Origin of the sequence: Pontibacillus sp. HMF3514 (assembly GCF_009858175.1) — a bacterium.
GTDB lineage: Bacteria > Bacillota > Bacilli > Bacillales > BH030062 > Pontibacillus.
This window is the reverse complement of sequence record NZ_CP047393.1, coordinates 1,254,390-1,279,103: the sequence shown is the minus strand read 5'-3', so window position 1 is coordinate 1,279,103 and position 24,714 is coordinate 1,254,390. Positions and strand designations below refer to the sequence as shown.

Annotated in this window: 22 protein-coding genes; 8 read left to right on the top strand and 14 right to left on the bottom strand. The window is 38.7% G+C overall.

The window, feature by feature from the left end; translation table 11 throughout:
• Positions 1-358: 358 nt before the first annotated feature.
• Complete coding sequence (locus GS400_RS06650; protein WP_160100192.1) at positions 359-1,348, top strand: Gfo/Idh/MocA family protein; 990 nt, start codon at positions 359-361, stop codon at positions 1,346-1,348.
• Between the two features lie 53 nt (positions 1,349-1,401).
• Here GS400_RS06650 and GS400_RS06645 read toward each other — a convergent pair whose 3' ends face one another.
• The 7 genes from GS400_RS06645 to GS400_RS06615 all read right to left on the bottom strand — a co-directional run bounded on the left by GS400_RS06645 (position 1,402) and on the right by GS400_RS06615 (position 9,306).
• The gene (locus GS400_RS06645) at positions 1,402-2,457 is read right to left on the bottom strand and encodes a tartrate dehydrogenase (protein WP_160100190.1); all 1,056 of its coding nucleotides are present in this window, start codon (positions 2,455-2,457) and stop codon (positions 1,402-1,404) included.
• Positions 2,423-3,649: an MFS transporter gene (locus tag GS400_RS06640; protein ID WP_160100188.1), complete on the bottom strand. Its 1,227-nt coding sequence runs from the start codon at positions 3,647-3,649 to the stop codon at positions 2,423-2,425. The genes GS400_RS06645 and GS400_RS06640 overlap by 35 nt, the downstream gene beginning before the upstream one ends.
• Before the next feature lie 76 nt (positions 3,650-3,725).
• On the bottom strand, positions 3,726-5,141 hold the full coding sequence (locus GS400_RS06635; RefSeq protein ID WP_236561174.1) for a TRAP transporter large permease: 1,416 nt from the start codon (positions 5,139-5,141) through the stop codon (positions 3,726-3,728).
• The gene (locus GS400_RS06630; protein ID WP_160100186.1) at positions 5,134-5,646 is read right to left on the bottom strand and encodes a TRAP transporter small permease; all 513 of its coding nucleotides are present in this window, start codon (positions 5,644-5,646) and stop codon (positions 5,134-5,136) included. Before GS400_RS06630 ends, GS400_RS06635 begins: the two co-directional genes overlap by 8 nt.
• A gap of 80 nt (positions 5,647-5,726) precedes the next feature.
• Positions 5,727-6,788 carry a TRAP transporter substrate-binding protein gene (locus GS400_RS06625; protein WP_160100184.1) on the bottom strand — a complete coding sequence of 354 codons (1,062 nt, stop codon included), beginning with the start codon at positions 6,786-6,788 and terminating at the stop codon, positions 5,727-5,729.
• A 243-nt stretch (positions 6,789-7,031) separates the two neighbouring features.
• Positions 7,032-7,706 carry a response regulator gene (locus GS400_RS06620; protein ID WP_160100182.1) on the bottom strand — a complete coding sequence of 225 codons (675 nt, stop codon included), beginning with the start codon at positions 7,704-7,706 and terminating at the stop codon, positions 7,032-7,034.
• 1 nt (position 7,707) lies between these two features.
• Positions 7,708-9,306 carry an ATP-binding protein gene (locus tag GS400_RS06615; RefSeq protein ID WP_160100180.1) on the bottom strand — a complete coding sequence of 533 codons (1,599 nt, stop codon included), beginning with the start codon at positions 9,304-9,306 and terminating at the stop codon, positions 7,708-7,710.
• A gap of 89 nt (positions 9,307-9,395) precedes the next feature.
• Between GS400_RS06615 and GS400_RS06610 the strand changes: the two genes are divergently transcribed.
• Positions 9,396-10,427 (top strand): TRAP transporter substrate-binding protein, encoded by a 1,032-nt coding sequence (locus GS400_RS06610; protein ID WP_160100178.1) that lies wholly within the window; start codon positions 9,396-9,398, stop codon positions 10,425-10,427.
• Between the two features lie 454 nt (positions 10,428-10,881).
• Here GS400_RS06610 and GS400_RS06605 read toward each other — a convergent pair whose 3' ends face one another.
• Positions 10,882-11,811, bottom strand: coding sequence for a manganese-dependent inorganic pyrophosphatase (locus tag GS400_RS06605; protein ID WP_160100176.1), 930 nt, complete (start codon positions 11,809-11,811; stop codon positions 10,882-10,884).
• A gap of 206 nt (positions 11,812-12,017) precedes the next feature.
• Between GS400_RS06605 and GS400_RS06600 the strand changes: the two genes are divergently transcribed.
• A complete protein-coding gene (locus GS400_RS06600) occupies positions 12,018-12,287 on the top strand; it encodes a hypothetical protein (protein ID WP_160100174.1) in 270 nt (89 codons plus the stop codon).
• A gap of 44 nt (positions 12,288-12,331) precedes the next feature.
• On the opposite strand, the gene GS400_RS06595 is transcribed toward GS400_RS06600, so the two are convergent.
• The gene (locus tag GS400_RS06595; RefSeq protein WP_160100172.1) at positions 12,332-13,132 is read right to left on the bottom strand and encodes a TIM barrel protein; all 801 of its coding nucleotides are present in this window, start codon (positions 13,130-13,132) and stop codon (positions 12,332-12,334) included.
• Positions 13,133-13,268: 136 nt separating this feature from the next.
• On the opposite strand from GS400_RS06595, the gene GS400_RS06590 reads away from it, so the two are divergent.
• Positions 13,269-13,481 carry a hypothetical protein gene (locus GS400_RS06590; RefSeq protein ID WP_160100170.1) on the top strand — a complete coding sequence of 71 codons (213 nt, stop codon included), beginning with the start codon at positions 13,269-13,271 and terminating at the stop codon, positions 13,479-13,481.
• 59 nt (positions 13,482-13,540) lie between these two features.
• Here GS400_RS06590 and GS400_RS06585 read toward each other — a convergent pair whose 3' ends face one another.
• Positions 13,541-13,972: a hypothetical protein gene (locus GS400_RS06585; protein ID WP_160100168.1), complete on the bottom strand. Its 432-nt coding sequence runs from the start codon at positions 13,970-13,972 to the stop codon at positions 13,541-13,543.
• Positions 13,973-14,182: 210 nt separating this feature from the next.
• Between GS400_RS06585 and GS400_RS06580 the strand changes: the two genes are divergently transcribed.
• Together GS400_RS06580 and GS400_RS06575 are read left to right on the top strand one after the other, a co-directional pair.
• Positions 14,183-14,638 carry a DUF2663 family protein gene (locus GS400_RS06580; RefSeq protein WP_160100166.1) on the top strand — a complete coding sequence of 152 codons (456 nt, stop codon included), beginning with the start codon at positions 14,183-14,185 and terminating at the stop codon, positions 14,636-14,638.
• 135 nt (positions 14,639-14,773) lie between these two features.
• Positions 14,774-16,258, top strand: coding sequence for a hypothetical protein (locus GS400_RS06575; RefSeq protein ID WP_160100164.1), 1,485 nt, complete (start codon positions 14,774-14,776; stop codon positions 16,256-16,258).
• 175 nt (positions 16,259-16,433) lie between these two features.
• Here GS400_RS06575 and GS400_RS06570 read toward each other — a convergent pair whose 3' ends face one another.
• Entirely contained in the window at positions 16,434-16,640 is a 207-nt protein-coding gene (locus tag GS400_RS06570; RefSeq protein WP_160100162.1) for a transcription initiation factor TFIIIB, read from the bottom strand.
• A gap of 214 nt (positions 16,641-16,854) precedes the next feature.
• Here GS400_RS06570 and GS400_RS06565 point away from each other — a divergent pair, with 214 nt between their 5' ends.
• A complete protein-coding gene (locus GS400_RS06565; RefSeq protein ID WP_160100160.1) occupies positions 16,855-17,799 on the top strand; it encodes an alpha/beta fold hydrolase in 945 nt (314 codons plus the stop codon).
• Positions 17,800-17,937: 138 nt separating this feature from the next.
• Here GS400_RS06565 and GS400_RS06560 read toward each other — a convergent pair whose 3' ends face one another.
• Positions 17,938-19,380 carry a carbon starvation CstA family protein gene (locus tag GS400_RS06560; protein WP_160100158.1) on the bottom strand — a complete coding sequence of 481 codons (1,443 nt, stop codon included), beginning with the start codon at positions 19,378-19,380 and terminating at the stop codon, positions 17,938-17,940.
• A gap of 199 nt (positions 19,381-19,579) precedes the next feature.
• Between GS400_RS06560 and GS400_RS06555 the strand changes: the two genes are divergently transcribed.
• Positions 19,580-20,674 carry a branched-chain amino acid aminotransferase gene (locus tag GS400_RS06555; RefSeq protein WP_160100156.1) on the top strand — a complete coding sequence of 365 codons (1,095 nt, stop codon included), beginning with the start codon at positions 19,580-19,582 and terminating at the stop codon, positions 20,672-20,674.
• A gap of 51 nt (positions 20,675-20,725) precedes the next feature.
• Here the strand turns inward: GS400_RS06555 and nagE are convergent, their stop codons facing one another.
• Both nagE and GS400_RS06545 read right to left on the bottom strand, forming a co-directional pair.
• Entirely contained in the window at positions 20,726-22,099 is a 1,374-nt protein-coding gene (gene nagE / locus GS400_RS06550) for an N-acetylglucosamine-specific PTS transporter subunit IIBC (protein ID WP_160104530.1), read from the bottom strand.
• Positions 22,100-22,381: 282 nt separating this feature from the next.
• Positions 22,382-24,481 carry an SEC-C metal-binding domain-containing protein gene (locus GS400_RS06545; protein ID WP_160100154.1) on the bottom strand — a complete coding sequence of 700 codons (2,100 nt, stop codon included), beginning with the start codon at positions 24,479-24,481 and terminating at the stop codon, positions 22,382-22,384.
• Between the last annotated feature and the right edge of the window lie 233 nt (positions 24,482-24,714).

The window sequence follows — 24,714 nt, the reverse complement described above, 5'->3', positions numbered from 1 at the left end:
TCTATAACAACCATTCTTTATGCGTTACAGTTGCTACAACAACTTCTCAACACAAAATAGTTGCTAGAGCAACTTAAATAGACATCTGGAGGTATTTCTATAAAAAGCAAGAGGGAGCACGTCGATCAATTTATACCTGGGGAGGTCATAATTGAAACAGGCTGCTCCCTCTTATCTTCTTAGTAAGGTTATTATCTATACGAACAACCTACATTAAAGTTACAGAATTTTTATTAAAAATTCTTCAGACTTGAGAACGAAAATTTGTCCGCCTTTTGGTAACATTTCAAGTTGTATCCATACATACGTTCTTCTCTGATAAAATATAGGGAACGCGATGAATAAAGGTGGTATATATATGAAGCAAATAAATGTCGGAATTATCGGCTGTGGTTCCATAACCAAAAACCGTCATGCACCTGAATATCAAGAAAACCAACATGTAAAAGAGATTGTGTTTTATGACCGAAACCCTGAACGCGCCCACGCCCTAGCCGAAACATTCAATGGCCGTGTGGCAGAAACCATTGAAGATCTACTCAATGATCCATCTATTTCAGCAATTAGTGATTGCTCTTCTAATGAAAATCATCCGATTAACACCACAAAAGCAATGCAAAAAGGTAAACATGTTTTGTGCGAAAAACCTCTAGCGACTAGTTTGGAAGAAGCCGAAAAGATGGTTGAAACACAACGCATCTCAGGTAAAAAGCTAATGGTTGCTCATAACCAACGCTTTGATGCCCCTCACCAGAAAGCGAAAGAGATTATACATAATGAAGGGTTAGGTGAAGTCCTTAAATTTAAAACCACTTTTGGCCATAAAGGACCTGAACACTGGGGACATAATAAAACGAATAGTACGTGGTTTTTTAAAAAAGATCGTTCTGTATCAGGTGTCGTTGGAGACCTTGGTATCCATAAAATTGATCTCCTCCATTACTTATTAGATGATGAAATCACGGATGGACATTCCTTCAAAGGAGCTTTAGACAAGGTTGATGAAAACGGGAAACCGATCGAAGTGTGCGATAACCTCGTTTGTGCATTAAAAACGAAGAAAGGTCGTATCGGTACTGCTTCATTTTCGTGGACTTATTATGGGAAACAAGACAACAGCACAACGATCTACTGTGAAAAGGGAATCATCAAACTCTATCCGGAAAAAGATATTCCTTTAGTCATTGAGACCAATGATGGCGAGGTTCAGAAGCCTGAATTGCCCCACCACCCAAACTCTGGTGTTGTTAATGCTTTTGTCGAATCGATTATTAAGGATACAGAACCTTTAATTACAGGTAAGGATGCTTTGATTTCGTTGAAGGTTGTGGATATGTTGTTGAATTAAAATCATATACTCAAAAGCGCATGTGAAACTCTTCATGCGCTTTATCTGCTACCTTATTTTTTTAAGCGCCGAATAATTTCTGAGGTCACTTCTTCTGTAGAAGTAGTTCCACCTATATCCTGAGTTTTAAAACCGTCAGCTAGTACCCCTTCAATCGTATTTAGCAGAAGAGTACCTAATTCATGTTCACCTATATGGTCCAGTAACATCTTCCCTGTCCATATTTGTCCAATTGGATTAGCGATCCCTTTCCCTTCAATATCTGGTGCTGATCCGTGCACAGGTTCAAACATAGATGGATGCTTTCCATTTACATTTAGATTAGCAGCTGGTGCTACTCCGATACTTCCCATAATGGCAGCTCCGATATCCGTCAGTATATCTCCAAATAAATTACTCGCGACAACAACATCCAGTTCATGTGGCTTTGAAACTAGCGAAGCTGCTAATGCATCAATATGACTGGAAGCCTGATCTATAGAAGGATAACCTTCCCCAACATCTTTGAACACTTCATCCCAAAAAGGCATGGAGTGCACAATTCCATTTGATTTTGTAGCGCTCAAGACATGTCTCTTTCGATTCTCAGCCAACGAAAAGGCATATTTCATTACACGCTCTGTCGTTTTTCTCGTGAAGATAGCGTTTTGAATAGCTATTTCATCATCTCCTTGGTGGATTCTACCTCCAACTTCACTATATTCTCCTTCACTATTTTCACGCACAACGACAAAATCAAAGCCCTCATTTTGACGTAAAGGAGATTCAATACCCGTTAATGTTTTTGCTGGTCGCACATTAATCACTTGTTGAAACTCTCTTCGTATCTCAATTAATAATCCCCAGAGTGATATGTGATCCGGAACAAGCTTCGGATTTCCAACAGCACCAAGAAAAATGTGATCATGCTGCCTTAATTGGTCTAGCCCGTCCTCCGCCATCATTCGACCATGTTTAAGGTAATAATCACAACTATACGGATACCATGTGTTCTGAAAGGATAGGCCACCATGGATGTCTGCTATTGTATTTAATACATCCACCGCTCCAGGCATTACTTCTCTTCCGACACCATCACCTGGAATGATAGCTAAGCTCACGTTTTTCAACACTTTCGCCTCCAATATTTCGTTCAATTTTATACAAGGCTCTTGTACAATACAGCGTAGTCCCTAATACGATATAACAACCGAGGACAATTCCTCCCCATCCCATCCAATTCCAGAAAGGATCTAAATAAAAAGGACCTAGACTTCCACCAATATAATAAGAAATTAAATAAAGTCCAGATGCACTGGCTTTTGAATAAAAAGCTCTCTTACTCACCCATGAGCTTGCAGTAGAATGAGCAAAGAAAAAGCCAAAGCAATTTAATAAAAGCCCTAAAATGATGGCAAATACACTTGGTATAAGCGTTACAGCGAAACCTATAAACATAATCCCTATTCCGATAGCAATGCAATAGGTTTTGTGTATCCTAAGCGACACTTTCCCTGCAATAGAGGAACTCAATGTCCCAGCAAGATATGTAAGAAAGAGCAGCCCTAACCAAGTGGATGGTAGATTGTAAGGTGGTTTACTAAGTAGAAACGTCACGTAATTAAAGTGACCAACAAAAAGAAAAAAGTGTAATCCACCTATAATATAAGCGAAACGAAGCTCTTTATTTTGTATATGCCCTTTATAATTTTGCATAGCTTCCTTCCAATTGAAAGGTTTCGGTTGGAAGTTCCGTGACTTCCTAAGCAATAGAATAAACACAATAGCTAGGATTAGATTGATACATCCCATTAATAGAAAAGCCGTACGCCAGCCATAAATATCCGTTATTGTCCCGCTGAAAATCCTGCCGAACATACCTCCTATTGTGTTCCCACTTATCAAGAGACCTATCGCTAAGGCAATGGAATTAGAGGAATACTCTTCTCCTATATAGGCTAAAGCAAGTGAAGGCAAACCAGCTAAAAGGATTCCTTGAAAAATTCTTATGAGAAGCAACAATTTAAAAGATGGGACGATCACAAGCGCAAAAGTTAGAAGAGACCCTAAAAGCATCGTAATGATCATAATTCCTCTTCGGCCATAACTATCGGACAAAGGACCATAAAAGAATAAAGATATCCCTAATGCCAAAATGACAAGGGATACCGACATGCTAGATTCGAGAGGGGTAATCCCAAATTCCTCTGTAAAAACTGGTAGTATGGGCTGAGTAAAATATACATTAGCAAAGATCACTAAGGAACCGATGCTCAATGCTATAGTTGTAGTCCAAAATGTTCTAGTTCGTGCTTCAATCAATTAGATCCCCCCTCTCCTAAACCAATAAAATTACATAAAAACCCTGTATCAGCAGGGTTTTTATTCAAACTACATATTACCTGTAAAGTAAATTAGGCAACCATAAACTAATAGCTGGCACATAGGTCACTAGAATAAGACCAATAACAACAGCAATCAGCCATGGTATTGCAGACTTTGTAACATCTACAAGAGGCATTTTGGTAATTCCACTTGCAACATACAAATTCAGCCCTACTGGCGGTGTGATCATACCAACTTCCATATTCACAACCATCACAACCCCAAAATGAATTGGATCTATTCCGAGGGCTACCGCAACCGGGAATAAAATAGGAGCTAAAATCGTAATAATCGCTGTCGGTTCCATAAATTGACCTGCGATAAATAATAGAATATTAACAATAAGTAAGAACATAATAGGTCCTACATTCCATCCCGTGATTACATCAGCAATAGTATGTGGAATGCGTTCAAGTGTTAAGATATGAGCAAAGGTCATGGCCATGGTGATAATAAAGAATAACATCGCCGTTGTTTTGGCAGAGTCTACTAATATACCAGGTAGCTCTTTGACCATGAGATCCTTATGAATCCACAATCCTACTACTAATCCAAGTATAACGGCTACTGCTGCGGACTCTGTTGGTGTAAACACTCCTGAATAAATCCCACCAATGACAACAATCGGCAACATTAAGCTCCAAAAAGCATTTTTAAGAGCTATCATTCTTTCTTTATAAGTAGCTTTTTCAGCTCTAGCATAATTTTTGCGGTTCGCAATAAAAAAACTAACTGCTGACAAAAGCAGCATCAGTAATATTCCAGGTATGACTCCAGCCAAGAACATTTTTCCCACTGACTGTTCTACAGTGACAGCATATACAATCATCGGGATACTTGGTGGAATTAGAATCCCCAATGAGCCGGCTGTTGAAATGGAACCTACAGCATAGCTTTTACTATATCCGTGGTTCACCATCGCAGGAATCATAATCCCTCCAATCGCTACAACCGTAGCAGGAGAAGAACCTGAAATAGCAGCAAATAACGTACAAGAAACAATTCCTGCAACAGATAAGCCACCAGGTATATGCCCCACCCAAGAATTCGTTAGTTTAATTAACCGATTGGCTACGCCACCTCTAGTAAAAATATTACCTGCTAAAACGAAAAACGGTATGGCCATAAGCGTGAAATGGTTTAAGCCTGAAAATACCTTCCCCGCTAAATCTGGTAAAGGATCTGTTGTAAAATAGTAGATCGTTAGAAACGAAGCTAGCCCTAGAGATATGGCAATGGGCACGCCTAATAACATAAGTAAAAATAGCAGTGAAAATAAGGCTAATCCCATATTGTTCGTTTGCATGGAATAAAGTATCCCAGTTAAGGAGACTAAAAGAACAAGGCTCGATGACACCATTTTCGGCAAAGAACGTTTTGAAAGATTTTGATGAACTTCTGTTTCATTTGTTTGTAGGGCGTTATTCATGAACGGCATCATCCTCCTCTTGAAGCAACCCTTTAGCTGGCGTTCTTATAGATTGAATAAGCTGTTGAGTAAACCGTAGCGTCATAAGCCCAAATGAAATTGGGACGATAAGAAGTGGTATAAAAAAAGGAATTTCCATTTCTGGGGTTACTTGTCCAAATTTAGCAATGTTTTGTACTTGTTGCACACCTAATATAGCAATGATTAAACAAAATAAAACACTAGCCATTTGAGTAACGATGACAATCGTTTTTTGTAGCCCTAATGGAAATTGTTGAATGACAATGTCTACCCCAAGGTGTACTTTTTCACGAACACCAATGGATGCACCAATTAAACCAGCTGTTATAAGAAGGTACACTACCAACTCATGTGTAAATCCAAGGCTTGATCCAAAAAATTTACGTAAGATAACTTCAATAAATGTTAAAATCGTTGCAACTGCCAAGCTGATGATCACAACAATCTCTTCAAATTTGTTAATGATGGAGTTTAATACTTTCACCAGTTATCACTTCCTTGTCCTATAGCAATATCTTGAAGTGTTTTTAAAATAAAAGAGAGGGCTTGAAGCCCTCTCCAGTTTTACTTCTTACGAAGGGCTTTTACTGCCTCAATTAAGTCCTTGCCTACTTCGTCTTCAAATTGCTTGTACACTGGATCCATAGCTTTAATCCAAGCTTGTTTCTCTTCATCTGTTAGCTTATGAATTTCTTTCAATGTACCGTCCTCTTTGATCTTTTCAAGGTTTTCGTTATTTAGACGTTCACCATTTTCACGAACCCATTTTGTTGTTTCATCTAGTGCTTTTTCCAAGCTAGAGCGAACGTCATCAGGTAAACCTGTCCAGAATTCATCATTTGTAATAACTGCATATCCAAGGTAACCATGGTTACTAATCGTCATATAGTCTTGGACTTCATGGAATTTCTTAGAGTAAATATTAGAAAGTGTATTTTCTTGTCCATCAATAACCCCTTGCTCTAATGCACTATATACTTCACTAAACGGCATTGGAGTAGGATTAGCATCTACCGCTTCGAATTGTGCTTCTAGTACTTTACTAGACATAACACGGAACTTCTGACCTTTGAAATCTTCAGGCTTAATTAAAGCGTGTTCATCAAGAGTCATTTGTTTAAAACCGTTATCCCACATGGATAAGCCTAGTAAGTTCTGATCTTTTAGCATCTTAAAAAGTTTTCCACCGATTTTTTCACTTTCCATCGCTTCTTGTACAGCTTGTGTGTCTTCAAATGCAAATGGGAAATCGAAAATCTGCCATTCCGGGAATAACTTGGACACCTTTGATGTTGCTGGAGCTGCCATTTGAACATTGTTTTGCTGAACTGCAGATAACACTTCATCGTCATTATAAAGTTGAGAATTTGGGAACACTTGTACATCTACTTTTCCATCTGTGTACTTTTCAGCAAGATCTTCAAACATATTTGCCGCTTTTCCTTTAGGTGTGTTTTCTGCAACTACGTGTGAAAACTTAATCGTAATCTTTTCTTCATTCTTATTATCTCCTTCTCCACCTGATGAAGATCCATCACCTGACGTTTCTGAAGAACGTGCACCACATCCTGCTAAAACCCCTATTAAAAGAATAGTGGATAGAATTAAGCTAAGCTTTTTTTGCATAAGTAAGTACCCCTTTCATTTGTCAGAAAATAAGTAATATTTAAACTTAAACATTATGATAACGCTTACATCAAGGGTGTTGAATATTGTAATCATATTGTCCTTTTTGGTCTTTTTGTTCTCTTCCTGAAAAAAAGAAAAAACTCCTAAGAACTAGGAGTTTTTAAAAAGTTACAATCATTATTCATTTTTTATAAAATGGTGGATGATTTGTAACCGTTAAGACCAAAAAGACAAAAAGGATCACTTTTTTATATAACGATTCACAGGTCTTCCTACCCCACCATATTGCATATCCAGCTTAATATGGCCAATTTTTTTCATATATTCTAGATACCTTCTTGCTGTTACACGAGCAAGCCCTACACCTTCAGCAACATCTTCAGCTGATTTGGCTTCTCTTTGTTGATCTAAATATTTAGAGATTTGATCTAAAGTTAATTGGTTAAGCCCTTTGGGAATATCCGCATCTTCAGAAGACTCTTCCACTTTTTTATGAAGAATTTCGTCAATATAATCTTGTGAAACAGCGGTCTTTTCAGATAATTTGCTTGTATATCTTTTATAGTTTTCCAACGCTTGTTGAATTCGCTCAAATTTAAATGGTTTTATGATGTAATCTACAGCACCATTTTGAAGCATTTTTCGGATCGTCTCTTGATCATTAGCTGCAGTGACCGTTATTACATCTACAGGAAATTGTTCTTTTCGAATGTGATATAGAACTTCTAAGCCATTTTGATTTGGCATATAAACATCAAGAATTACCAAATCAGGCTTATATCTTTCAATTTTCTCGATCCCTTCCTTCCCATTCCCCGCCTTTTCAACTACTTTAAATCCTTCTACCTTTTCTATAAACTGTTTGTTCACTTCCTGTACCATAGGGTCATCTTCAATTAATAAAACTCGAATCATGTTACGCGCTCCCCCTTCGATCCATTGGGAATGTAATCACAAAGCTCGTTCCTTGATTGGGCTTGGAATAAATATTTATGGTTCCTTCCCCTTTATCTACAATGTTCTTTACAAGTGATAGTCCAATTCCATGACCCTCTTCACTCTTCGTGGTAAAGCCCTCTTTAAAGATCTGCTTTTGATCCTCTTCGCTTATCCCGATTCCGCTATCTTCGATTAAGATAGAACATAATTCATCATCTTGTTCTAAACTTACTTCTACATATTTTTCATGACTCTCAGATTGCTGAAGTGCAGTAAAAGCATTCTCAAATAAATTCCCAAATAACAATACAAAATCATGTTTATCTAAATCAGGTGGAAACTTATTTAAATGACTTTTCCGATCGATATGAACATGAATTCCAAGCTCTTTCCCTCTACTTACTTTGCTTAACAAAAGACCTGCTAAGCTATCGTTACCGATGTTCTCACTAAGAAAGCTTGATAGATCTTCATATTCTTCCGTGATATTGAACACATAATTTAAAGCTTTATCCTTGTTACCCAATTGGATCAGTCCAGCAATGGTATGTAGTTTATTCATGTGTTCATGGTTTTGTACTCGAAGGGCCTCAACAAAAGCTTTTACACCTGTTAGTTCTTCAGCTATTTTAGTTACTTCCGTTCGATCCTGAAATATAGCAACCGCTCCAAGCACATTATGATCAAATAGAATTGGAACTCGATTACTCATTAAGTTCGTATCATTTACTGTTAATTCTTGATTAAAAATAGGTTTCTCTAATTCTAATATTTCTGGAAGCCTAGTATCATATAGAATGGATTGAATAGGCTTCCCAATCACATCTCCAGAAACTCCCAACATTTCTTTTGCTTTATGGTTAAATACAGTAATCCTTTTTTCTGTATCTATCGCAATGACTCCTTCATGCATAGCATTGAAGGTAGCTGTTCGCTCTTCTAAAATGCGCTTTAATTCATATGGTTCTAGATGATACATTTGATTTTTTATGTGTCGAGCAAGAAGTCCAGATCCACTAATTCCAAATAATAATGTAAGGAAAAGCATAATCAGGATCTCTTTTTTCATATCAAGAAGGAGTGCAGAGAAACCGGGTAAGAGATTTCCTACAATCACAACACCAACTTGTTCCGATTTATTATTTAGAATGGGAACAAGAGCCCTTACAGCCAGGCCTTCTTCTCCTTTTGCTAAAGTCGTATAGGAATGACGTGCAAAAGCTTCGTTTTCATCCACCCCACTAGAATATGTTCCGATCATGGAATGATTAGGATGGGAAAATCGTTTCCTTTGATTATTCATTACAACGATGTAGTCTGCATCATTAATAATTCTAATTCTATCTACGACTGGATTAATGTTTTCCCATCCATCATCTAATGTGATATTTTGCTTAATTTCTGGAAGCTGAGCAACTGTTCGAGCAGTAATCATAGACCTTTTTCTTAGCTCTTCTTTTTTCAAGTTTTCCACATTTCCTATCAGAAAAATGCTTGAAATTAATAGCGTAAATAAAACAACCCCAAAAGAAAGGATTGTAATTTTAACCTGAATAGGAAGCTGCTTAATCGTCATACGGCATATCCTTTCATAGGTAATATGGGTATTGTAGCATGAAATTTCAGATATGTTACAATTTTTAAAACAACATTATGAGGTGGCTTATGAAAAAGAAACACTTGGTCTTTTTTATGATTCTATTACTGGCCATTGCGTCTACATACCTTTATCTAAAACAAGAGAATAAGTATCCATCTGATGATGAACAAGCAGGTTTGAATGAACAAATTGTTATTAAATTTAGCCATATCGTAGCTAAAAACACACCTAAAGGACAAGCTGCAGAGAAATTTGCAGATCTCGTTCAAGAGAAAACCAATAATAAAGTAAGGGTAGAGGTGTATCCGAACGGTAGCTTATATTCTGAAAAAGAAGCTATAGAGGCTTTAAGACAAGGGTCCATTCAAATGATTGCACCTGCAACTTCAAAGATGTCTACATTTTTCCCTAAACTAGAACTTTTCGATCTACCATATGCCTTTCCAACTTATGATGCGATTTATGAAGTATTTAATGGAGAAATCGGAACCGAGTTACTAGAATCAATGGAACGTGAAAATTTAGTAGGCCTATCTTATTGGAGCAACGGCTTTAAACAGATGACAAGTAGTAAACGTGCATTAATAAATCCTAATGATTTTTCCAATCATCGTTTTAGAATTATGCCCAGCGATGTAATTGAACAACAGTTTGAAGCTCTTAATGCTGAAACTAGTAGGATTTCTTTTAACTTAACGTACCGAAACATTGAGCAAGGCTTGATTGATGGACAGGAGAATACCATCTCAAATATATACTCAAAAAAGTTTTATAAGGTCCAAGATTACATGACAATCAGTAATCATGGATTTTTAAGCTATGTTGTCATGGTGGACCAGGAGTTTTGGAGCAATCTACCTAATCATATTCAAACCGCGATTAAAGACGCGATGGAAGAAACAACTGCTTGGAATCAACAACACGCAATGGAAACAAATCAGCAAGCCTTACGATTACTTAAGAACTCATCTGATATTAAAATACATACATTATCAGAGGCTGAAAAAGCTGCATGGAGAGAAAAGTTTCAGGCTGTATATGATAACTTCGAGCCTACTATCGGGGAAGAATGGATGGATCAACTCATCGGGGAGTAAGAACAAAAGCGTAAGCGCCCGGGTAGCAACGTATATGCTGGACTGAGCCGCAGTAAGATTAACTAAACTTGCTGATTGGCAAGCCAATAGGCGCAGACAGAAGCATAGTTGCCGTGGTACTTTCACCTAGAAATTTTAACTACGTCGAGTTCCTTCATTGTTAAAATTTTATGTAACAAACGTGTAAAGGAAACACGAAGAGCAAAGCGATTCGATGTTGACTTATCTTACGGAGAAAGAATGATCGACTAAACCCGTCACGTCCTGTGACAACGTCGATCTGACCCACGTCATGTGGGCCCAAGCATACTAGTTGCTGGGCGCTGGAGCTGGACTAGGCCCCACGCTCATTAAAGAGTTATACACAAGCCACTAATTTTATAAATTCCTGGACTTATAAAAAAGCATGTGGTCTTAGATTTATTTCTAAAACCACATGCTTTTTAGATATTTATTACTTCTCCAACGCCTCAGTCAATTTCGGCACAATCTGCTTTTTACGAGAAACCACACCTTCTAAAAGAGCCGTATGATCTTCTAACTTAACACCAAATGCTTCTCCAACAGCTTGTCCAGAATTACCAAGTGCAACAGCGATGGAATTACTGTTTAAGATGTCTGTGATCACAAGTAAGAATAAGTCTAAGTCTTTTTCCTCGATCGTTGCATTCATCGCTTTTCCTAGCTCTTCTTTGCGAGCAAGCACTTCGTCTGTATCAACAGCATTCACCTGAGCTACCTCTACTTTTTTACCGCCCATGTTGAACTCTTTAGCATCAAGAGAGATCAGTTCCTCACTTGTTTTCCCGCTTAAGTCGGCACCTGCTTTAAGCATGTCCAAACCGTAATCATTAACGTCTACACCAGCGATATCAGCTAACTCACGTGCAGCAACAATATCTTCTTGTGTGCACGTAGGTGATTTAAATAATAGAGAGTCTGAAATGATAGCAGATAGCAATAACCCTGCGATATTCTTTTCAATTCTTACACCATTTTCTCGATACATTTTGTTCAGAATCGTTGCCGTACAGCCTACTGGTTCAGCACGGTAGTATAGGGGATCAGCCGTTTCAAAGTTTGCAATACGGTGATGATCAATAACCTCTTTAATACGTACTTGATCAATATCATCAGCACTTTGTTGACGCTCATTGTGGTCGACAAGAATAACCGTGCTTGTTTCGTTTGCCACGCTTTGAACTAGGCGAGGTGCTTCTGCTTCAAAAGTATCTAAAGCATATTGTGTTTCGCCGTTCACTTCACCTAATCGTACAGGCTCTACCGACTCCCCAATTTTTGTTTTTAAATCCGCATAAGCTAACGCAGAGCAAATCGTATCTGTGTCTGGATTTTTATGTCCGAAAATCAATGTTTTTTCCATGAATTCAAACTCCCTTTTCTAAACATTTATGTACGGGTTTTAGTGTATCACAAGATGCCCCCTCCCACACATTTCATAAAATTCTCACTTATATTTTCTGAATATTCAGTATATAATAATTATACACATTCTTTTACGATTTAGTCTCTTTATGACCCTCTCTTGCATAAACTAGTGAGATAAATCTTATAGAAAGGATGGTCGTCATGAACATTGAAACATTTGTAGGAAAAGATGATCTTTTTATCATTCGTACAGCTTTTTCGATTCTTAAACAACTTGAAGAAGATATACAGCAGAAAAACCTCCGAAACTATGAACAAACCAAGAAGAAGGCTAAGAAGTTAATCAAGGCTACCATTCGTGCTTATAAGGATACGAAGGTGTACAAATTGTACAAAAGTGCGATATGGAACATCATCAAGCCCAAAATTTTAGAAATGCAAAGGACTTATCGATTGTTGTCTCTTTCTTAACAGGCGATCCTGACGTAAGGGGTTGCCTGTTTTTGTATGCCAACTTATACCGATTCAAAATAAGCGGCACTGTCGATCATAAGTGTACAATCCTTGTAATCCGGTAAATCAATTTCAAAAATAAAATTCTTTTGCATAATAAACGGCTTTAAGTTACCCCATACAATTCCGCCATTTCCTAAGGGGAGTGCATCATGGACCTCGGTCCCTTCACTATCCACTACATGATAATGCTTTGTAAAAGGAAAAGCTGCTTTCAAATCCTGCTCTAATTTATGATTGTCCCCTCTTAATGACATAAAAGAATGACTGACATCATAGCAGACGGGTAAATTCAATGGTTGGATAATGTGCGATATCCAAAAAGGATTCATGCTTGAAAAGATCCCGACAGGTGCATTCTCGAAATAAAATCGATCATTTGTATTCTCTCTAAGCTTTTGAAGGGCCTTTTTTAATTCATTTGATTTGTCCAACATAAGTTTTTTGTTTGAAGGATCAATCCTTCCACTATCACAGTCATCATAATGAGGATGAACGACACAATATATATCCTCTGAATAACAGATTTCATCCAACACCCTACAAGACCGCTCATAATATTCAAGAACTTCCTTGTCCTCACTTAAAATATCAAGAAACTTCCCATTCACTTTCATAGGATGATGAAGAATGACTTTCACACCTTTTTCATGGAGGTCGTGAATCACATTTTTTATATACTCAGGATCATCTATATCCGCTTCGAATAACTGTAGCTCTAGAATATTTGGCTTATACGAAAGTCTGTCCTCGATTTGGGCCTGATCTAATGAGCATTTTAAATTAAGTAAGTTTTGTTTCACGTCATACACCCCCTACTCTTATATGGATACCTTTATTTTAGAATAGGTTACTAAAAACTACCACTCCCACTTTATTGAAGATTTCTAGAAAGAAATGCTAGCATAATAGATAGCATACATAGAAAGGTGATTTTCATTGCTACAACAAGACAACGTCGTATCCATGTGGAGATGGATGTTATATTTAGTGCTACTAGCCATCCCTCTTGTGAACATCATTACGCTGTTTATTTTAGCGTTTGGTAGTCAAAATCAAACGGTTCGAAACTACGGAAAAGCATCACTTATCTTAGGTGCGATTGCGATTGTTATTGGCTTCCTTGTTGCTATGACAGGTACACAATTATAAAAGTGCCTGACCCCCACTCTGCTAATACTTTAATGCAGTGGGGGTCAGGCACTTTTTTATTATTCCTCTGCTTTTAATGGAATTTCAATTTCTATTTTCTTATTTTCTGCTTCAAGGGCATATACGATTTTTATATGAAATGGATCTTCCTCACTTAGGAAATCGTTTTTAGGTATAGATCTCTCTATCGTCGTAACATCTCCTGGATCATGACTTTCTGAATAAACATCAATACACTCAGTCTTTTGTGGTTGCCCCTCATACCTTATAATCCGACCACAATCATAGATGAGCTCTAATTGTTGATTAGTATTATTTGTAACCTTCGCCTCTACATCATACTTTCCGCTCGTTTTATTATATGTAGCTTCAGCGTCTACTTGGATCCCTTCCTTTTCAAAAGTTCCTTTGGCTTCTTGAATCTGTGGAGTACAGGCGACAAGTATGCTGAAAGTGACCAATAGGATACTGAGTAATATCGTTCTTTTCATGATCAATGATCTCCCATTCTTGTTTGTTTCTCTTTAATTTATCATTTATGCTTCCTGTCATCTACATGCAGGTGCCTGACCCCCACTCCGGTAATACTTTAAAGCAGTGGGGGTCAGGCACTAGTTAAGGCACTAGTTAAGGCACTAGTTATATTTTTCTGCCAATCTCGTATATATAATAAAAAAGGGTTGTACATAGGAGGGCTTACATTGAGTGTCCCCATATGGAATGCAGAAGTTTTTAAAGAGAATGATCGAATCATGTTAGATCAGCTGGTTGAGCGAAGTATTAAAAAGAAAAATGCTGAGGCACTTCACCAAGGAATTTTGACAATCTTTGTTATCGTGGCGGTTGCCTTCATGGCTTGGTTATTTCAGTTCGGCGTTCAGTCCTCTTACACGGGAGATGTTTTAAGTCTGATATTCTACCATTTCAGCAATACTGTGAACATGGCCGGTTACATCGCTCTTGCTCTTCTCTATGCGTACTGGAGGCAAAAGCACAAGAAATTTAAGAAGGAAAAGGACAAGTATGAGGATTTAAGAAGTGAAGTCATTGAAAAGAAGGATAAGTATTGGACAAAGGAATACAGTGATGACATTCTAGACAAGCTCGTATCCGAATTGGAAGGTTTTTATAAAATTAATGTAAGTTATAAAAGCTAAAGGACCAAGTGCCTGACCCCTACTCCGCTAATGCTTTTAAGCGGCAGGAGTCAGGCACCACTTTTTTTACACTATATACCAAGTAACCAAATTTTGTTAATATACTAGTAAAAGAAGAAACTAGGTGGGTTTACAATGAAAAGGTTATGCACTATTTCTCTATTCATTCTTTTGTTTATGTTGGTCGGGTGTAAAGAAGAAGTAGCAAAGGATCCCGCTCCATCAAAGCTAGAGGAAGAACAAGATACGAAGGAAGACGAGTTAAAATCACCAAGTGATAACGACGACACTTCTGAGAAAGATCTGGATACGACAAAGAGTCCATCCAATAAAAATAAAGAAGAACCTGAAAAGCAATATCCAGTACTGAAGGAAACGATCACAACCTTCAAGCTTCAAGATGGAACCAATCGAGAAGCAAGGAATCTTGTGCTTTCTTCTGAAAAATCTCATCAATTCAATATTCATTTTGATGTTCCTATGAAAATGGATAGTGTTGAAAAACAGATTTCAGAAGGTTTACCTGTTAAAGCGACCTTTGAATGGCAAGGTTCACAAAACCTCTCCGTAACTGTCCCGTCCATACCTATAAAAGATCGATATATTAGAGAAGTGCACATAGATATAGATGGGGCGATTACGGAATCTGGCAAACATCTTGAGAAACATAATCGATTTAGAATGATACTAACAAAGCCAAACCAAATATATGCCTATTCACTAGATGTAAGTAAGGAGCAAAAGCTATCATCATTTCAGACCTATTATTATAAAGCTGAACCGCTAGCAGACAGTACATTCGTTCTTTACCAGAACACAGAGTATTGCGAATGTGACGCAAATTATCCAAAACTAACGTATTTATATAAGCCAGGCAAAGAACCTGTTTTTTATCCAGAGGGAATTAAGATGAACCCGATAACTGAAGAGCTACTTATCGTTGATCCGAGAGGTTTCTTTATTTCTGAAGACTCTCCACATTATGATGAGCAAATTCAATACCGTGTGAATCCAGGAGGTTTTGTAGGTGGCGCAAGGGTAATGCCTGAGCAAAACACTCTACTAATGGCTGTTGGGGATAATAAGAAAGATGAAAAATTTGACCTTGTTGTTCATGATTTATCCACTCAAAAACAAGATAGATATAAAGACGTGATTCCAGGAATGCCCGAAAATGCTCTAACCGGAGGCAAGACGCCTATCAAATTTTATTCTTACGGCGATCATATTGGCTTTGTGGCCAAAAGTAAAACGTTTAACAAGTCCTATTACTATGACAAAAACACAGGCGAAACAAAGGAACTTTATTTAGATGGCAAGAATCTCGCCCATTACTTCTATTTCTCTGCAGATGGGAACTATCGTTACGTGAGAGATGAAGGTATTTATCAGAACGATCAACTCATCAAACCTTTAAAAAAAGGAGACATCAACTGGGCTCCTCAAGGAAACACTTTTGCTTATAGTGAGTACACGGATAACCATGACGTGGATTCCTATGTACTAACGTCCATGGACAATCCAGAAAAGAAAAAGGAATTTACTCTACAATTGTATGAACATATTGAAGGGTTCACACCAAATGCAGAGCAACTCATTGTCATGAAAAAAGATAACTAACAAGGCGCCCTGCGTTTCCAAACACTATTTCGCATTACAAATCACTATTTAATAGGCTTAGAGAAAATCATGATCTCTAAGCCTTGTTTTTATAATTACTTGCTCAAATCATTCACCATTTACTTCGAACAAGTCTATTAAACTATTTTATGTAGCATAAAGGCAAACTTGAAATTTAACGTGTTCCCTTAAACTTCTCTGGCTTCGTCACATAGCTTTCAATTATGAATCCACAACCCGTACAAATGATATATTCTACATCCGAACCCAAACTAAACTTTTTATCCACCGGAGTCATAACCGCATATCCTCCATGCTTTCCTTTTCCTAGGTCAGTACCTCCACACTTCGGGCATTCTAAAACTTGCATTGAACTCTTCATATAAAATCACCTACCCATGTTTTCTATTTATTATAGATTAACCTGTAACTTTTTCACACTATCTTTTATGTTCCTCTGCCTGGTTTAATGTCTAATAAAAGAGTTTTAGATCTTTATGGTGAAATAAATAAATTTTGGGAGGAGTTTTATAGTTAGAAAGAAGAAGTAATCATAAATTCATTCTTTTTAATAAAAGCACAGGGGTGGAATATTTATGAAAACAAATTCTAGGACAGGAGAACCATTCAAAATATTGGTCAATGATGTTGATCAATGGCTCCTGATTCGCGGAGAAAATGATGATAATCCCATTATCTTATTTTTACATGGAGGACCTGGTACTGCTCAAATTGGATTCATATCCCCTTATATAAAGAAACTTGAGGAGCATTATATAGTTGTTAATTGGGATCAAAGGGGATCGGGACTTTCATTTTCACCAGACTTAGATCAAGATACTATGAATATGAATCAATTTGTCGAGGATACAAGGGTAGTGATTCAATTTCTTCTGGATACTTTCAAAAAGAAGAAAGTATATCTTATCGGTCACTCTTGGGGAAGTTTATTAGGTATGAATGTTATCAAAGAATATCCTGAATTAGTTGAAAGATTTATAGGGGTAGGACAGGTAACGAACTGGTGGGACATGGAAAAAGAAGGCTATCATTATGTATTAAATAGTGCAAAGAGACAGAATAATGATGAAGCCCTTAAAGAACTTACTCAAATTGGAGAGCCACCTTATCAAAACCCATTAAATGATATAGCGATTCAACGAAATTGGCTACAAGTTTTTGGTGGAGCAACTAGAGGCTTTGATTTAATTCCCCTCATAATTGATGGGATGAATAAAGGCAATGAATACACTAAAGATGACATTGATAAGTGGAAAAAAGGAACTGGTTATTCATTTATGAATACGTATGAGGAATTATTTAATACCAAACTAAGAGATGAGATTACAGAGGTAAAGATTCCTATAGCATTTTTTGCAGGAAAATACGATTTTAATACACCGTCAAATCTTGCAAAAGAATACTTAAGTGAGATAAATGCACCTTTTAAAAAATTTGTTTGGTTTAATCAATCGGCTCATTTTCCTTTAATTGAAGAAACAAGTGAGTTTACAAAACAAGTTCATTGTTTTTTTAAATAAGGTTTTACTACTTAATAAGACATTTTAAATTTATGGCTGTCAAAAATCTATTAAAAATGGCGTGTCAATCCTGTAGTCAGATTGCACGCCATTTTTAAAATCATTTATATGAGATGCACATCAAAATAATTTTCCTCTCTACACATTCGCCTGTGGTTTACGGAATAGCGCTCGAACCTTATGACCATACAACATCCAGAAGAATCTCAACGCAACGATCGTCCAAACGATCGCTCCAAGCTTCATGGATGTCGAGTATGCCATGCCTAACCCTTCTGGTGCGTAGAAGATATACACACTTATTGCTCCTGTCATAAATAGCGCTGGTACACTACAAATCCAATGGAATTTGCGTTGCTTCACCAAGTACATCGCGCCTGTCCATAGCATCACGGTTGCTACAACCTGGTTCGTCCAGCCCACATAACGCCATAAGAAGCTATAGTCCATTTGCGTAAGTAAGAATGCTGGTACAGCTACGACGGCCATTAATCCTAACAAAGCGCCTTTGCCTTGTAGATCTTTTTTCGTTACTTGTCCTACCAAGTCCGCAAGCATCATACGAGAAGAACGTAGCGCTGTATCGCCTGTTGTGATTGGTAGAATAATTACACCAAGAATCGCAAGCATGCCACCAAAAGAGCCAAGCGTAGATTTTGAGATTTCGTTCACGACAGCCGCTGGTCCTCCGGCAGTGATTGCTTCCTGGATGCCACCTGTACTTCCGTAAAACGTCATACCTGCAGCTGCCCAGATCAATGCAATGACACCTTCAGCAACCATAGCACCGTAAAAGACTTTTCGACCTTCACTTTCCTTTTTAAGCGTACGAGCCAAGATTGGGGATTGCGTACAATGGAACCCTGAGATCGCTCCGCAGGAAATCGTCACCATCATTAATGGCCACACTGGCATGCTGTCCGGATGCAAGTTGCTCATCGTTAGATTCGGGATTGGATTACCGAAAAAGAACATTCCCACACCGATGGATACCGCCATAAAAATTAAGATGGCACCAAAGACCGGATAAATTTTTCCTATGATTTTGTTGATTGGCAATACAGCCGCAATCGCTAAGTAAGCAAAAACAATGACAATACTTGTTGTAAAGCCTAGTGGCGTCACCTCACTCATCAGCTGTGCAGGCCCTGCTGTGAACGCCGCTGCAACAAGAATCATGAGGACAATTGAAACAATATTAATAATTGCTTGTGCACTTTTTCCTAAGTATTTTCCTACAAGAGAAGGATATTGTTCTCCGTTATGTCGAAGGGACATCATGCCTGCAAAGTAATCGTGAACTGCCCCTCCAAAAATAGTACCGATTACGATCCAGATAAATGCAACAGGTCCATATAAAGCTCCCATTAATGCTCCGAAAATCGGTCCGAGCCCAGCGATGTTCAACAGCTGGATCAGACTCCCTTTCCACCAACTCATTGGCATGTAATCAAGTCCGTCTTGCTGTGTGTACGCTGGGGTTTGTCTCTGATCATCGACCCCAATAATTCGTTCTACCACCTTTCCATAAACTAAAAATCCTAATAACAACATTGTGATGGATGCAAAAAACGTAACCATCGCCGAGCCTCCCTTCAAAAAGATATTAAGGAGAATTCTAAATCGCTAAGAAAAAAATTACAAGCTGTTTTTAATAGAAAGTTTAGAAAATTTTAATAAAAACGTTTTCATATACACTTTTCCCAAAATACCTATTGCGTAAATTTTCAGAATCCTTTATCATGGCTATTAAAATTTTCCACAAAAAGGGGCTGAAGATATGGTAGATCGTAGAATTCGTAAAGAACTCACTTCCACCTATAAAGAAAAACCTGCACCAGATCAATTACAATTCGGTAAAGAATTCACGGATCACATGTTTATCATGGATTACACACCAGACAAAGGATGGCATGATGCGCGAATTATACCATATCAAAATATTAGTATTGATCCCTCAGCCATGGTCTTCCACTATGGCCAATCTGTATTTGAAGGATTAAAAGCATACCTCTCCCCAGAAGGAGAAGCTCAATTATTCCGACCAGACATTAACTTACAACGTATAAATAACTCGAACGAACGAATGTGTATCCCTAAGATCGATGAAGAATTTGCGTTAGACGCCATGAAGGAACTTGTAGCTCTAGAGAAAGATTGGATCCCTAAAGCGGAAGGTACTTCTCTTTATATTCGACCATTTATTATTTCAACAGAGCCTTTCCTTGGCGTAGCGCCTTCACACAACTACAAATTTATCGTGATCCTATCACCTGTTGGCGCGTACTATAAAGAAGGCATTAACCCAGTAAAAATTGCTGTGGAAAACAAATACGTTCGAGCGGTAACCGGAGGAACGGGTGAAGCCAAAACAGGCGGTAACTACGCATCCAGCCTTAAAGCGCAGGAAGAAGCCAATAAGAACGGATACGCCCAGGTTCTTTGGCTAGACGGTGTTGAAAAGGAGTATATTGAAGAAGTGGGCAGCATGAACGTCTTTTTCAAAATCAATGGTGAGATCGTAACACCTGAACTGAACGGAAGCATTTTAGAAGGTGTAACAAGAAGTACAGCAATCCGACTCTTAAAACATTGGAACTATCCTATTTCAGAACGAAAAGTTTCCATGCAGGAAATCTATCAAGCGCATCAGGATGGCCAGTTAGAAGAAGCATTCGGAACCGGAACCGCTGCCGTTGTGTCCCCTATCGGCCAGCTGTCATGGGGAGATCAGCATATGGTCATCAACGAAGGCCAAACCGGAGAAGTTGCAAAAGCACTATATGATAACGTAACCGGCATCCAATACGGAACAGTAGAAGACCCATTCGGCTGGATTACAAAAGTTAACGAATCAAGCGTTGTAGAACATTAAAAGTGCCTGACCCCCACCGCTTTAAAGCATTGGGGGTCAGGCACTGTTTTTTTATTTTCGTTTCATCGCATTTGCAAGGTGCTCAACATCAGTCCCTACAACCACTTGCAGATCCTTACTATTCAGTTTAAAGACCCCTTTGGCACCGGCATTTTTCAATCCGACTTCATCAACCTTCGCCATATCCACCATTTGCAGGCGCAGGCGCGTCACACAGTTATCTAGGACAGCAATATTCTCCTTACCACCTAAAGCGCTTAGGTAATGATTCGCCTTTTGCTCATAATCGCTACCCGAATAACTTTCTGTAAACTCCCCTTCCACTTCCTCTTCACGCCCTGGTGTTTTCAGGTCCAATTTGACAATGAGGAAATAGAAAATCACAAAGTAGAGCCCTCCATAAACGAGTCCTAACATCAACAACTCGATTGGTTTTTGAGCAATTCCAAAGTTCAATACGTAGTCAATGGCACCCGCCGAGAAACCGAATCCATGATGAATATCGAGAACTGTAGCTAGAGACATAGATATCCCTGTTAATAGAGCATGCACCACATACAGTAGTGGAGATAGGAACATGAACAAGAACTCAACTGGCTCAGTAATCCCTGTTAAAAAGGACGTAAAAGCCACACCAATCAGCGCACCAGATACCGCTTTTCTACGATGTTTTTTAGCAGCCGCAATCATGGCAAGAGCTGCAGCAGGTAGACCAAACATCATGATTGGGAAGAACCCAGCCATAAAGATCCCTGCACTCTGATCTCCAGCGAAGAAACGGGATAAGTCCCCTTTTACCATTTCCCCTGCTGAATTGGTAAACTCACCAAACTCGAACCACACAAGCGTATTCAACACATGGTGTAATCCCACTGGAATCAGGAGGCGATTTAAGAAACCAAACACCCCAACCCCAGCTGCACCGGCATCAACTATCCATTGACCAACATTATTAATTCCTTCCTGAATCGGTGGCCATACATAGCCAAACACGCCAGCTAAAATAAGCATGGCTAGAGACGTGATAATCGGTACAAACCTTTTTCCTCCAAAAAATCCAAGCCAATCAGGCAGTTTGACCTCACTATAGCGGTTGTACAAAAGACCAGCCACAATACCCGAAATAATACCTCCAAGCACAGCCATTTTAATATCCTCATTAATCGCTGTAGCTCCTTTGGTCAGCACAAAATAACCGACAGCCCCAGCCAAGGCCGCTGCACCATGACCATCTTTTGATAACCCAACAGCTACCCCAATCGCAAACAACAAAGCAAGATTTGCAAAAATCGCATCCCCAGCAGCCGCCATAAAAGGTATGTCCAATAAGTCCGGTTGTCCAAGTCGAAGTAACAACGCCGCCGCAGGAAGCACCGCAATCGGAAGCATCAGCGCCTTCCCAATTCTTTGTAAGAACCCTAACATCACACGTATCCCCTTTCCACAAATGGTATTTATCCCAAAAGCTTATACTGGTTGTCTATACAAATTTATGAGCTTGTTTAGGGGGATATGATGAAAAAGTGCCTGAAAAAGTGCCTGACCCCCACCGCTTTAAAGCAGTGGGGGTCAGGCACTTTTTATGATTCAGGCGGTCGAACCCCAAGTTCGGGCGATCCTAAGCCATGTGCAGGCGATAGCACTCGATTTTCAAGCGAAACTCACTCATATTCAGGCGCTCCCGCATATTCGCCAGCCTTACATCCATCACTTCGCAGGAAATACCTCACCTAGTTTAATAATATCCCATTCGTTACGAGCTTTTCCGATTTCTGCTTGGATCATCATACTAACCTCTGCAAATTGTACGGCACCTTCTGGGATCGAAAGTGTACGGTGTTGATCTTCTGAATTTAGAAGGACTAGGCTATCCTTATTGATTTCCTCTACTAAAAACAGATCCATTTCATACTCAGTTTGAGCTTCAAACTCATGCTCTAAATTAGGATATTCAGGGGAATCCATAATTGCATTTTCCATTCTTACTGCATTCAAAATCGAACTTTCCTTCTCTTTAAGAAATGCAGCTACATCTTTTCCAACATTCATGCCTTTTTCCTTATCAAGCCACTTCGTAAAAGCCCTCACTACAGAAATAAAATCTTTTGCATATGTCAAGCTGGCATAACCAACTCCCTCAAAGAATCCTTCTGTTAAAGCAAATTTCCAGAAACTAAAATCACACGCATCCCAGCTCTGAATCTCGCTTACCTCAAGAAGCTTGCGAATAACAGACAGACTATCTCGATACTTCCGCTTCGTTGCATCAGACTTCCCATCAACTTTTTCACGATAGAAACGCAACAGATCCTCAACAAAAAACAGATCCTTCATTTCATTCGTAATACCTAAATCCTCATATTCAGGAATGTCTTCTTCCACCACATACGTCTCTCTATCAATCGGCGATTCCACAGGCTTAAACGCTGTAACACGATCCGCTCCACCTGTTACAAAAGCTGAAAGAGGTAACCCTAGTTCTTTTCGTGGTTTATTAAAGTCAGCAGTGACATCCACTTCGCCAACTTGTTGGACGACGTTCCCATAAACCATATACTCATTTTGCTTCAGCCAATCATCCGCGACTTGTTCATGTCCCTCATTCACAAGCTCACGTAACGACTTATAATGATATTTTGGAATCTGTGCGTCCACATTTAACAGCTCTTCATTTTGCGCGTACAAGGCAAAATAGGAAGGGATGCCATCCTGAATTCGAACCGTTTTTGGCTTGATCTGAATCGGTAAGTTTCCAATGGATGTAACCTTTTCATCCTGATAGATAAACACGCCGCGTGCCTCCGTCAGTTTTTTGAAGATCGCATTCATATGTTCGATTCCATACGTTTGTACCGTAAGCTTTCCATTTTGAATGGAAAGCACAGCGTAAACATCCGCAATTAAAATCTCACCATTCATCTCATTGTCCTCATACGTTTTCCAGTTCCCCGTCCAAGTGAGTTCCTGACTAGATTCTGTCCACTCATCGATTTGGAAGGAATGATCATTTACGAAAAATGCCGTAGCACGTTCTTGGTCCTCAACACTGAAGAAATACTTATACTCCTTCGCTTCATAGTTTTCACCTTCTGGGACGTTATCCTCAATCGTTCGATGAAGCGCTGCGAAAACTTCAGGGTAATAATCGATGAGTACCTCATCAAGAGAAAGTCCTGTACTCTCCTGGATCTCCTCAGCCTTTAGCTTCGCATTTCGTAACCCATATGGTCCTACCATGACACGCATGCCGTTGAAATAATGAACGTCGTCTTTCGGCTCAAGTAGCCCCAACGCTCCGTACCATGGTTTTACATACGAAATATGCTCCTCGGACTTAGGTGCAGCATATGCTTCTTTTGTTACGATATCTTCAAAAATCACATTCTCCTCTTGATCCTCAACGGCTTGCACGAGCTGTGGCTTAAGCTGCATCCAACGTTCAGCCATTTTACGCTCATCTTGATCCAGGCGATGGCCTTGCTCCTTCACAAACCACTCAATCCCACGAAGTCCATTTTCATAACGATAGAAAAAGTACATCCAGAAATGAGCATAAGGCTTATGTTGCTGCAACACACGCCCGCTTCGCTTATTAAATGTGGTTTCCAGTTGGTACGTCTCACCTGCTGAAACCTTATCATGTATAAAGGATCTCAACTTACTCGTAAGCTGGTTCTTTTGTTGAAGGAAACGCTCTTCCTTCACCTCTTTTAACTGCACCACTTGCTGTTTATTCATACAGCACTTCTTATATTTCTTCCCGCTCCCACAAGGACACGGGTCATTACGTCTAACTGACTCACTCATGTATCTTTAACTCCTTTTCTTACAAAAAACGTACAAAAAGCCTAATCATGAACCGACTAGGCTTTCATCCCAAACGCTATTATAACGTAAAATCTCTTTCTGTGCTTGTTCCATCTTTATACACTCGCTCTATACTACACTCAATGGATAATAAACCAAATTAAGTATATTAACCTCTTGACATCACAAATAATTTTCTTAATAATGGCAATTAATTAAATTTTCAAAAATTT